The 13,281-nt window shown below is 63.1% G+C and carries 1 protein-coding gene; it reads right to left on the bottom strand.

Annotated features, from left to right (window positions below; translation table 11 throughout):
* Positions 1-200: 200 nt before the first annotated feature.
* Entirely contained in the window at positions 201-13,199 is a 12,999-nt protein-coding gene (locus D8U61_RS20400; protein WP_130927535.1) for a non-ribosomal peptide synthetase, read from the bottom strand.
* Positions 13,200-13,281 lie beyond the last annotated feature (82 nt).

The following is a 13,281-nucleotide window of genomic DNA, read 5'->3' as shown; positions in this document are numbered from 1 at the left end:
CGGCAGACTGAGCTGCCGGTTAATGATCGTCAAGGATGGAAATGTACAGTCATGTACTGGTGATTTGTGTTGAGTTCACCGACGCCATCGCTGGCAAGCCAGCTCCCACAAGGTTCAACGTCGTTCACAAGTTTCGTGCTCACCGCAAAAACTGTGGGAGCTGGCTTGCCAGCGAAGAGGCCGGCCCAGGCGCCGGAGGACTACAACCCCTCCAGCTCCGCCATCAGATCATTCAACCGATCAACCTTCTCCTCGGTAATATCACTGGCCGCCAGTCCATCGATGTATTCGGCGAGTTCCTCCACCGTGCTGCATTCGAACATCGCGCGCAGCGGCACGTTGCGTTGCAGGGCTTTTTGTACCCGCGATGCAATTTGCGTAGCCAGCAGCGAATGCCCGCCCAGTTCGAAGAAATTGTCGCGCACGCCGACCTTTTCCACTTTCAGCACCTCAGCCCAGATATCAGCCAGGGTCTGCTCCAGCTCGTTGCGCGGGGCCAGATAATCCGCACTCTGCAACTGACCGATCTCCAGCGTTGGCAAGGCTTTGCGGTCGAGTTTGCCGTTGGCATTGAGGGGCATCTGCTCCAGCCATAGCCAGTGCAGCGGCACCATGTATTCCGGCAGTTCGGCGCGCAGGCGCTGCTTGATCCGCTCCAGGCGTTCGCCCGGATTGAGCGCTGCATCGGCCGCGACCAGGTAGCCCACCAGATGCTTGCCGTTGACGCCTTCCTGCACACCCACCGCCGCGTCGCGCACTTCCGGTTGTTCATGCAGGCGCGCTTCGATTTCACCGAGCTCGATGCGGTAACCGCGAATCTTCACTTGATGATCGACGCGGCCGACGTATTCCAGCACGCCGTCCGCGCGGCGCCGCGCCAAGTCACCGGTGCGGTACAGGCGTTCGCCCGGCGCGCCGAACGGATTCGGCACAAACACCGGCGCGGTGCGCAGCGGATCGCTGACGTAGCCGCGACCGACGCCGGTCCCGGCAACACACAACTCACCCACCGCGCCCAATGGCACCAGTTCCAGCGCGCCATCGACCAGGTACAGCAAGTTGTTATCGGTCGGCGTGCCGATCGGCAAGTAACTGCCGCGCGTTGAAGCCATGTCGACACGGAAGAACGCCACATCATCCGAGCATTCCGCCGGGCCGTAAGCATTGACCAGACCAATGTCGGGGTAACGCAGCAGCCATTGATGGGCCAGTTCCGGCGGCATCGCTTCACCGGTCGGCAGCATCCAGCGCAAACCATCGAGGCTCAGACGCTCGGAGCCGAGCATGCCCTGAATCAGCGATGGCACACTTTCCAGCACGGTGATGCCCTGCGCCTGTACATGCGCCAGCAGACCTTGCGGATCGTGGGCAATCGCATTCGGTACGATGTCGACCCGTGCGCCGAACAACGGCGCGGCAAGGAACTGCCAGACGGAAATATCGAAGCTTTGCGAGGCGGTCTGCGCGATCACATCGGCCTCGCTCAAGTAGAGGTACGGGCGTTTGCTCAACTGGTTGTTGAGCATGCCGCGCTGCTCGACCATCACGCCTTTTGGCAGACCGGTCGAACCCGAGGTGTAGATCACATAGGCGAGATTGTCCGGGCCGCTGTGAATGCCGAGATTGTGCGTCGCTGCGGCCGACGCCTGGACCTCTTCCCACACCAGCAGGCGCGGGCGATTCGAACAGCCAAACTCTTCGAGCAAGGTCTGCGCCTGCTCTAGGCAGGCTGCGCTGCACACCAGCAACGGCGTGCGGCTCAGCTCGATGATGCGGCTCAGGCGCTGGCTCGGCAGACCCGGGTCCAGCGGCAGGTAACCGGCACCGGCCTTGAAGCTGCCGATGATCATGCCGAGCAGGTCGAGATTACGCTCGGCCAGCAGCGCCACCGGTTGATCCATGCGCACACCGGCAGCGACCAGGGCATGGCCGAGACGGTTGGCGTTGTGATTCAGTTCGGCATAGCTCAATTGCTGATCGAGGCAACTGGCGGCAACGCGCTGCGGATGCGCCGCGACCTGCGCCTCGAACAACGCCACGTAGCTTTGCTCCAGCGGGTAGTCGTGGCCGCTCTGGTTGCAACCGTGCAGCAGGAAGTCGCGCTCTTCGTCGCCCAGCAGCGGCAAATCGGCCATGTCGCCATGGAAGCCGTCGACCAGCGCCAGCAGCAGGCGCTTGAACTCACTGAGCATGCGCTCGACCGTCGCCTCGTCGAAGTAACGCTGGTCATAGGACAGGTGCAGGCCAAGGTCATCGCCCGGGTAACATACCGCCGTCAGCGGGAAGTTGGTGTGGGTACGGCCGGAATCCGAGGTCGCATTCAGGCTCTGTGCACGATCAAGCACCGAGACTTCCACCGGGGCGTTTTCGAAGACGAACAGGCTGTCGAACAACGGCTGGCCTTTGGGCAATTCGCTCTGTTCCTGGATATTCACCAGCGGCAGGTATTCGTACTCGCGCAGTTGCATGTTGCTGTCGAGCAAAGCGCTGAGCCATTGACGCACGCTGCTGCGCTGATCGTCCGCCGGCATCTTCACCCGCAGGGCGATGCTGTTGATGAACAGGCCGACGGTGCGCTGCATTTCCGGCATGTCTACCGGCCGACCAGCGACGGTGACGCCGAAGAGCACGTCGCGATCGCCGCTCAGGCGTCGCAGTACTAATGCCCACGCAGCCTGGGCGAAGGTGTTGACGGTCAGTTGATGGGCCTGCGCCAGTTCCCGCAACCGTGCTCCGTCTTCAACATTGAGGCGGGTGTAACGGTCGCCGACGATCATGCCGCCGCTTTCACCGGCGTGTTCGCGCAGGAACGGGCGGTCGCTCGGGATCGGCGTGGTGCGCTCGAAGCCTTGCAGATTCTGCCGCCACCACTGCCGCGCCTCGGCCAGGCTCTGGCGTTGCAGCCAACCGATGTAATCGCGATAACGCGGCGGCACGCTCAACTGCGCTTCACGACCTTCACCGAGGGCGGTGTAGATCTCGAAGAAGTCGTTCATCAGCAGCGAACGGCACCAGGCGTCGATGAGGATGTGGTGGTTGCTCATCATGAACCAGTAGCGCGCCGCGCCGACCTTGATCAGGCGCAGGTGAAACGGCGCCTGATTGAGCAGATCGAACCCGGCTTCGCGCTCGCTTTTCAGCAGCGCTTGCAGCTGTGGTTCCTGCTCGGTTTCGGCGACGGCGCTCCAGTCCAGATACTCGATCGGCGTGCGCCCCGGCATGTGAATCACTTGCAGCATGTCTTCGCCAACGTTCCAGCAGAACGAAGCGCGCAATGCTTCATGGCGAGCGACCACCGCTTGCCAGGCCTGGGCGAAACGCTCGGGGTCGAGCTCGCTGTTGATGCGATATCGATCCTGCATGTAGTACAGACCGGTGCCCGGCTCGAGCAAGGTGTGCAGCAACATACCTTCCTGCATCGGCGTCAGCGGGTAGACATCTTCGATGTGCGCGGCCGGCACCGGCAGCGCATCGAGTTGCGCCTGAGTCAGTTTCGCCAGTGGGAAGTCCGATGGTGTCAGGCCGCCGGCCTCGCCTTGCAGACAATGGGCGATCAGGCTTTGCAACTCACCGAGGTAGGCGGCGGCCAGATCGTTAATGGTTTGCGCCTCGTAACGCTCGGCACTGAAAGTCCAGCGCAGCAGCAGTTCTCCACCGTAAACCTGACTGTCGACACTCAGCTCGTTGGGCAACGGCGCCTGCGGATCGTGGGCTGCACCGATTGGCTCATCGAGAGGACGGAACAGCGCATCGCTGCCGAAGCTCTGGTCGAACTGGCCGAGATAGTTGAAGGTGACCTGCGCCTGCGGCAGCGCGGCCATGCTCTGCCGGCAGCCGTCATCGGCCAGATAACGCAACACGCCATAACCGAGACCTTTATGCGGAACGGCGCGCAGTTGTTCTTTGATCGCCTTGATCGAAGCACCCTGCCCGGCGGCCTCTTCGATATTTTGCGGAGTCAGGCGCAGCGGATAAGCGCTGGTGAACCAACCGACGGTGCGGGTCAGGTCGATCTCGTCGAACAGGGTTTCGCGACCGTGTCCTTCCAGTTGAATCAGTGCCGAGGGCTGGCCGCTCCAGCGGCACAGCACACGGGCCAGCGCGGTCAGCAGCAGGTCGTTGACCTGAGTGCGATAAGCGCTCGGTGCCTGTTGCAGCAATTGTCGGGTGCGCTCGGCATCGAGGCGCACGCTGACGGTTTGCGCATGACGATTCTGCCTGCCGCCCTGCGGGTTTTCGCAAGGCAGATCAGCGCTCGGCCCGGCCAGTTGCGCTTGCCACCAACCGAGTTCTTCACGCAGGGATTCGCTGCCGGCGTAAGCCTGCAAACGCGCGGCCCAGTCCTTGAAGGCGCTGGTTTTCGCCGGCAGTTTCAGCGGCTGCGCAGCGTCGAGTTGGCGATAGGCGGTTTGCAGATCATCCAGCAACACGCGCCAGGAAACGCCGTCGACGACCAAGTGGTGGATGGCGATGAACAGACGTTGCTGATCATCCGCAACATCGACCAGCACTGCGCGCAGTAACGGGCCGTTTTGCAGATTCAGGCTGCGTTGCGCGTCGGCGAACAGGGCTTCGCACCGGTCCAGCGAATCGACGTTGAATTGCCAGAGCAGATCATCACTCGTCAGCACTTGATGCGTCGCTTGCCATGCATCATCGGTTTCAGTGAAACGCAGACGCAGCGCATCGTGCTGCTCGGTCACGGCCAGCAAAGCTTGCTGCAATCGTTGCGGCTCGAGGCGCACAGTCGGTTCCAGCAACAGCGCCTGATTCCAGTGCTGGCGCTGGGGAATGTCCGTATCGAAGAACCAGTGCTGAATCGGCATCAGGCGCGATTCGCCGACCACCAGGCCTTGCTCGGCCGTCACTTGCTGGGTGCGACTGGCAACGGCGGCGAGCGTCTGCACGGTCTGGTGCTGGAACAGGTCGCGCGGGCTGAAGTGAATGCCCTGCTGACGCGCGCGGCTGACCACTTGAATCGACAGAATCGAGTCGCCGCCGAGTTCGAAGAAGTTATCGTTGAGGCCGACCTGCCTGACGTTGAGCACGTCGCACCAGATCTGCGCCAGGGTCTGCTCCAGCTCGTTACTTGGCGCAACGTAGTCCTGACGATTCAACTCGGGATCGGGCGCCGGCAAAGCGCGGCGGTCGAGTTTGCCGTTGGCGGTCAGCGGCATGCTTGCCAGCAGCATCAGGTGGGTCGGCACCATGTAGTCCGGCAGTTGCGCCTTGAGGTGCGACTTGAGCGCTTCGCGCAGTTCCGCCTGTTGCGCTTCGCGGTGTCCGGCGACATCGGTAACGAGGTAACCCACCAACTGCTTGCCACTCGGCGCATCCAGCGCCAGCACCACCGCTTCGCGGATCGAAGGGTGATCGAGCAGGCGCGTTTCGATTTCGCCCAGCTCGATACGGAAACCGCGGATTTTCACTTGATGGTCGATCCGCCCCAGATACTCGACCAGACCATCGGCACGCTGGCGCACCAGGTCGCCGGTGCGGTACATGCGTCCGCCATCAGCGGCAAACGGGTCAGCGACAAAACGCTCGGCGCTGATGCCCGGACGGTCGTGATAGGCCTGGGCCAGACCGGCGCCACCGACAAACAATTCACCGGTCGCACCTTGCGGCACCAAGGCCAGATCGGCGTCGAGAATGTAGGCGACTCGCGCCCCGATCACGCTGCCGATCGGCACACTGCCGGCGCCCTCTTCCAGTACCTGCGGCGCCAGACTGGCCAGCGGCATGACCACGGTTTCGGTCGGGCCGTAAGCATTGAAGAACAGCGCTGGCTGGAACGCCGCGCGGATGCGCTGCAGATGCTCGCCAGTCAGCGCTTCACCGCCGGTGATGATCATGCGCACCGGCAGGACGTCATTCTGCGTGGCAAGGAACTGCGCCAACTGGCTGCCGTAGCTCGGCGTGAAGCCGAGGACGTTGATTCGATGCGTGCGAATCAAGCCGCAGATTTCTTCCGCGTCCCACTGCCCTTGCGCCCGCAGCACCACCTGCGCACCGCTGAGCAGCGGCACCAGCAAACGTTCGGTGGCGGCGTCGAAGTTGATCGAATAGAAATGCAGTTCACAGTCGTCCGGGCGCATGCCGAACCGTTCGATCACGGCCTGACAGTGCATGGCAATTTCGCCGTGGGAGACCACCACGCCTTTCGGTTTGCCGGTCGAGCCCGAGGTGTAAATCAAGTAGGCCTGATGCTGCGGCAGGCTGATAAACGGCAGCTCGCTGGCCGGGTAGTCGGCCAATCCCGGGCTGTCATCTTCCAGACACCAGCGCGCCACGTCTGACGGCAAGTCACCCAGGGCCTGAAACATCGCCCGATCGCTGAGCAGCAGACCGATGCGGCTGTCTTCGATCATGTAATGCAGACGGTCGAGCGGGTACTCCGGATCCAGCGGCACATAGGCGCCGCCAGCCTTGAGAATCGCCAGCAGGCCGATGACCATTTCCAGCGAACGCTCCAGCGCCAGACCGACCCGCACTTGCGGGCCGACGCCGCGCTCACGCAGCGCCCAGGCCAGACGATTGGCCCGGGCATCGAGTTCGGCGTAGCTCAGGGTCTGCCCAGCGAAAGTCAGTGCTGGTGCGTCTTTGCGCGCCAGTGCCTGTTCGGCAAACAGATGATGGATGCACTGGTCGAGACGATGTTCGCCCGGCTCGACGCCAAGGCTGTCGAGCAGGTGCTGTTGCTCGGTGTTGTCGAGCAACGGCAGTTCGCTGAGGCGTTGCTGCGGATCAGCGATCAACGCTTCAAGCAGGTTGCGCCAATGCCTGGCCATGCGTTCGATGGTCGGTTCGTCGAACAGATCGGTGCTGTAAGTCAGGCAGCAGCCGAGGCGATGGTCGAGGTCGGTGACTTCCAGATTGAGATCGAATTTGGTCGCCCGCGCATCGTTGGCCAGATACTCGACAGTCATCCCAGCGAGGGTGCGGCTCTGCTGGAATTCCCAGCGCTGCACGTTGCACATCACCTGGAACAGCGGGTTGTAAGCCGCGCTGCGTGGCGGCTGCAAGGCTTCGACCAAATGATCGAACGGCAGATCCTGATGGGACTGGCCTTCGATCACGGTGTGGCGCACCTGCTCGAACAGTTCGCCGACCGACATCTGCCCGTCGAGCTGGCAACGCAGCACCTGGGTGTTGAGAAACGCACCGATCAGCCCTTCGCTTTCCGGGCGGATGCGGTTGGCCACCGGCGCACCGATGCGCAGGTCGGTCTGGCCGCTGTAGCGGTAGAGCAGCGTGGCGAGTGCGGCGGTCATGGTCATGAACAGGGTCAGACCGTTTTGCGCATTGAACGCCCGCACCCGCGCAGCGAGATCGTCGCTCAGATCGAAACGGAACAGCTCGCCCTGATGGCTCTGTACCGGTGGACGGGGACGGTCGCCGGGCAGTTCCAGCAGCGGATGTTCGCGACCGAGCTGCGCGGTCCAGTAATCGAGCTGGCGCTGGCGCTCGCCGGACTCCAGCCACTGACGCTGCCAGACGCTGTAGTCGAGGTATTGCACCGGCAGCGGCTCGAGCGGCGAGGCGCGCTCATCGACGAACGCTTCATACAGCGCGCTGAGTTCGCGGGCAAAGATGTCCATCGCCCAGCCTTCGGTGACGATGTGGTGCAAGGTCAGGACGAAGTAATGCTCGTGCTCGGCAGTCTTGACCAGGCAGGCGCGCAGCAGCGGGCCGGTTTCCAGATCGAACGGCTGGTGCGCTTCTGCATCAGCCAGTTGCTGGACTTGTAGCTCCCGGACTTCTGCCGGCAGACTGGAGAAATCCTTCCAGCCCATACGCACGCCGGTCTCGGCATGCACCTGTTGGCGGGCGACGCCATCGACACTGGGGAAAGTGGTGCGCAGGGTTTCGTGGCGCAGGATCAGCGCCTGCAACGCTGCCTCGAAATGCTCGACATGCAGCACGCCGCGCAAGCGCGCCATGCCGCCGACGTTGTACGCCGGGCTGTCCGGTTCCATCTGCCAGAGGAACCACATGCGCTGCTGCGAATAGGACAGCGGCACCGCTTGGCTGCGGTCGATTTTTGCAATCGGCAACTGTTGATTGGTGCGGCCGCTGGCCTGGATCAGGCGAATCTGTTCGGCGTAATCGCCCAGTTCGCTGTGCTCGAACAAGGTGCGCAGCGGCAGTTCGACGTCACAGGCCTGACGTGTGCGCGAAATGATTTGCGTGGCCAGCAGCGAGTGACCGCCGAGGGCGAAGAAATCATCACGCAGGCCAACCTGCTTCAGACCCAGCACTTCGCGCCAGATCGCGGCGATTTGTTGCTCCAGTTCGCTGACCGGCTCGATATGTTCACGCACCTGCCATTGCGGCTCGGGCAAGGCGCGGCGGTCGAGTTTGCCGCTGGGACTCAACGGCATCGCATCAACGCGCAAAAGTTGCGCCGGGACCATGTATTCCGGCAGCTCAGCGACCAAGGCGTTGTTCAGTCGAGCGATTTGTTGGTCGGCATTTTCCTGCGGATCGCTCGCCGTGAAGTAGCCGATCAGTTGCGCGCCGGCAGCGGTTTCGCGCACCAGCACCACGGCCTGGGCCACGCCATTTTGCGCCAGCAGTCGCGCCTGGATTTCTTCCGGTTCCACGCGAAAGCCGCGCAGCTTGACCTGCTGATCGAGACGGCCAAGGTATTCGATCACGCCGGCGGACGTCCAGCGCGCACGGTCGCCGGTGCGGTACAAGCGGGCGCCCTGCTCGCCCAGTGCATCGACGACAAAACGCTCAGCGGTCAACGCCGGCCGGCCGAGATAACCACGGGCCAGACCGATGCCGCTGATGCACAGCTCGCCCGGCACGCCCGCCGGTACTGGATTGAGATCGGCATCGAGAATGCGGCAGATCACATTGCCCAGCGGCCGGCCAATCGGCGAGCGCTCGCCATCGACAGTTGTGCAGTGCCAATGAGTGACATTGATTGCGGTTTCAGTCGGCCCGTAACGGTTGTGCAATTGCACCGCCGGCAATTGCGCCAGTACCCGGTAGCGCAACTCGGCGGGCAAGGCTTCACCGCCGGAAAACACCCGGCGCAGGCTCGTACACTCGGCACTCAGCGGCTCGTCGATGAACAGCGCCAGCAGCGGCGGGACGAAGTGCAGCGTGGTCACGCCGTATTGCTGGACCAGTTGCGCGATGCGATGCGGGTCGCGGTGCTCGCCGGGGGCGGCAAGCAGCAGACGCGCGCCGCTGATCAGCGGCCAGAAGCATTCCCACACCGAGACGTCGAAACTGATCGGCGCTTTTTGCATCAGCACGTCGGCTTGGTCGAGACGGTAAGTGTCCTGCATCCATTGCAGGCGCTCGGCCAGCGCGGCGTGGGTGTTGCCGACGCCTTTCGGTTGCCCGGTGGAACCCGAGGTGTAAATCACGTAGGCGAGGTTGTCGCCGTGCAGTCGCAGGCCCGGTGCCTGGCTCGGCCATTTATCCAGGTGCAGCGCATCCATGGCGATCACGCTGACGCCATCGCTGGCCGGCAGACGCTCGAGCAATTGCGTCTGGGTCAGGAGCAGTGCGACGCCGCTGTCGCGGAGCATGTACGCGAGGCGTTCGGCCGGATAATCCGGATCAAGCGGCACATAGGCGCCGCCGGCCTTGATGATCGCCAGCAGACCGATCAGCAGTTGCGGCGAACGCTCGGCGGCGATGGCCACGCACACGTCCGGGCCAACGCCTTTGTCGCGCAGGTAATGGGCGAGCCGGTTGGCTTGCGCGTGCAGCTCGGAAAAATCCAGACTACCGCCGTCCCACACCAGTGCGGTGCGTTGCGGTTTTTTGCGCAATTGTTGCTCGAGCAGTTCCGGCAGCCATTCTTGCGCCGGGGTGCACGGAGCGACGCTCCAGTCCTTCTGCTGATTCTGCTCGCTGGCGGTCAGCAAGCGCAGATCGCCAATGGCCTGCTGAGGCCGTTCGCAGACCTCGCTGAGCAGATTATGGAAATGCTCGGCCAGACGCTCGATGGTCGCAGCATCGAACAGTTCGCTGGCGTAGTCGAACGCCAAGCTCAGACGACCGTTGCGATCCTCTTCGCTGTGCAATTGCAGATCGAACTTGGCCTCGCGGCTGTGCCACGGCAGTTCTTCGGCGAGCAGACCGGGCAGGCGCTTGAGTGCACTGAGGTCGCGCTGCTGATGGTTGAACATGACCTGGAACAGTCCCTGTTCGCGGGCCTGCGGGAAAGCTTCGAGCAGTTGTTCGAAGGGCAGATCCTGATGGGCCTGGGCGCCGAGTGCGGCTTGGCGGGTCTGGTTCAGCAACTCGGCAAATGTCAGGCGCGAATCGATTTGCGCACGCAACACCTGGGTATTGATGAAGAAGCCGATCAGGCTTTGGGTTTCCAGGCGCGGACGGTTGGCGTTGGGCACGCCGATGCGAATGTCGCGCTGACCGCTGTAGCGGTGCAGCAAACTTTGCAAGGCAGCGAGCAGAAGCATGAACGGCGTGGCTTCGTGGGCCTGCGCAGTCTGGCGAATCGCCTCGCTGAGTTTGCTACTCAAGCGCACGCTGTGGCGCGCGGCGCTGTGGTTGTGTCTGGCCGAGCGCGGGTGATCGGTGGCCAGTTCCAATGGCGGATGTTCTTCGCCCAACTGCGCTTTCCAGTACGCCAGTTGCCGCTCGCCCTCGCCTTGCGCCAGCCATTGCCGCTGCCAGTTGCCGTAGTCGGCGTATTGCGTGGGCAGCGCGGCCAGTGTCGCCGGCGCACCTTGGGTTGCCGCCGCGTAGAGACGCGAGAATTCGTCGAGCAGGATATTCAGCGACCAGCCGTCAGCGATGATGTGGTGCAGGGTCACCAGCAGTTGATGTTCTTCGTCATCGAGACGCACCAGTGTCACCGCCAGCAACGGGCCTTTTTCCAGATCGAACCGAGTGCGCGCCTCGTCTTCGCGAATCTGCTCGGCACGGGCTTCACGCTCGGCCATTGGCAGGTCGCTGATGTCGATCAGTTGCAGGTTGAATTCGGCAGCGGCGAGCACTTGCTGCAATGCCACGCCGTCGCGTTCGAAGAAACGTGTGCGCAGTGATTCATGGCGTTCGATCAGTTGCTGGAAGCTGCTGCGCACGGCGTCTTCGTCCAGCTCGCCACGCAGGCGCAGGCCGCCGGGAATGTTGTAGGCGCTGCTCTGTGGATCGAGTTGCCAAGTGATCCACAAACGGTTTTGTGCCAGCGACTGCGGCATCGGCTCACTGCGCGACAACGTGCTGATTGCATCTTGGGCGCTGCCGCCAGTCGGTTGTTGCTGCGCCACGGCGGCGGCGAAGGCAGACAGGGTTGGCGCTTCGAACAGCAGGCGCAGGCTCAGCTCGACACCGAGTGCTTCGCGAACCCGCGCGACCACTTGCGTGGCGGCGATCGAGTTGCCGCCGAGCAGGAAGAAATGGTCGTCGCCACTGACCTGCTTGACGTTGAGTTGCTCGGCCCATATTTGCCCGATCAACGCTTCAAGATCCGAAGTGCTGCTGGTCGCGTTTTCCGTTGCGGCTGTGATCGAAGGGAACAGCGCGTAACTGTCGAGGCTGCCATCAGCCAGACGATTGCGGCACGCCGAGCGCTGCAGTTTGCCGCTGGAGGTTTTCGGCAACGCGCCCGGATTGAGCAGCACCACCACGCTTGGCGCCTCCTGATATGCCTCGGCCACGGCTTGGCGAATGGCTTTGATCAGCGCATCTGGCGCAAGGATTTTCTGCACGCTGCGGCTGATTTCCGCAGCGATGCCGATGCCCTCTTCGCCGTTGTGAGTGACCGCGAACGCCGCCACGCGGCCCTTGCGCACCACTTCGACTTCGCGCTCGACAGTCTGCTCGATGTCCTGCGGATAAAGGTTGTGTCCGCGGACGATGAGCATGTCTTTCAGGCGCCCGGTGACGAACAACTCGCCCGCACGGATAAAACCCAGGTCGCCGGTGCGCAACCAGGTGCGGCCGGCGTGCTGGACAAAAGTCTTGGCGCTGGCTTCGGGGTTGCGCCAATAACCGTGGGCGATGCTCGGGCCGGCGGCCCAGACTTCGCCGACGGCGTTGTCGGCGAGTTCTTCGAGGGTATTCGGTTCGACGATCAGCACCGCGTGCTCAGGCTGGCTGATGCCGCAACTCATGACCGCGCTGCCGTCGCCCGGCTCGGCGCGGTTTTGCGCCAGCGCCTGATCGTCCACGCGCAACGCCGGGATGCCGGTGCCACGCGGCGTGCCGGCGACAAACAGGGTCGCCTCGGCCAGACCGTACGAAGCCATGAAGCTGTTGTCGCTGAAACCGCAAGCAGCGAATTTTTCCGCGAAGCGCTCGAGGGTATCGAGACGGATCGGCTCGGAACCGGAATAGGCCACGCGCCAGCGGCTCAGATCGAGGCGCTCAAGGGCCGATTCGCTGACCCGCTCACTGCACAAACGGTAGGCAAAATCCGGGCCGCCGCTGATGGTGCCGCCGTATTCGGCGATCGCTTCCAGCCAGCGCAACGGCCGGCCGAGGAAGTAGGCCGGCGACATCAGAATGCACGGCACGCCGCTGAAAATCGGTTGCAGCAGGCCGCCGATCAGCCCCATGTCGTGGTACAGCGGCAACCAGCTGACGATGACGTCGTCCGGGTTGACGTCGATGCCGAAACCGTGACGGATCAGCAGTTCGTTGGCGACCAGATTGCCATGGCTGACCTGCACGCCCTTGGGCAGCGCGGTGGAGCCGGAAGTGTATTGCAGAAAGGCGATGTGCTCGGCTGGCAGGCTCGGTTCAACCCACTGTTCGGCCAGTGCGCTGTCGAGGGTGTCGACACACAACAGCGGCGGCGCGCCGTCGATTTGTTGCAAGGCATCGCGCAGGTCGGCGCTGGTCAGCAACAGCGTGGGCTCGGCGTCGGCGATGATCGACAGCAAACGCTCCTGATGATGACGACGGGTGGATTCCGGCGGATAGGCCGGCACCGCAATCACACCGGCATACAGGCAGCCGAAAAACGCCGCGACGTAATCCGCGCCACTGGGAAACAGCAGCACCGCACGCTCACCGAATCCAGCCTGAGCCTGCAACGCAGCGGCGATGGTGCGCGCGCGTTGATCCAGTTCGCGATAGCTGAGCACCACGGTCTGTTCCGGGTTTTCGGCGAGAAAACGCAAGGCCAGTCGGTCCGGCGTCAGGGCCGCGCGACGCTTGAGGGCATGGACCAGGGTGCTGGGGAGTTCGAACGCGTCGGTCATGAGGTTTCCTGCCTGAATTCGGCTTGCAAGTGGAATCGGGTGGCTGCGTCACACCTGTCGAGAGGCGTGCGGGGCGCGGTCT

It is taken from the genome of Pseudomonas sp. Sample_14 (assembly GCF_004307515.1).
GTDB lineage: Bacteria > Pseudomonadota > Gammaproteobacteria > Pseudomonadales > Pseudomonadaceae > Aquipseudomonas > Aquipseudomonas atacamensis.
This window is presented reverse-complemented; position numbering and strand designations above follow the sequence as displayed.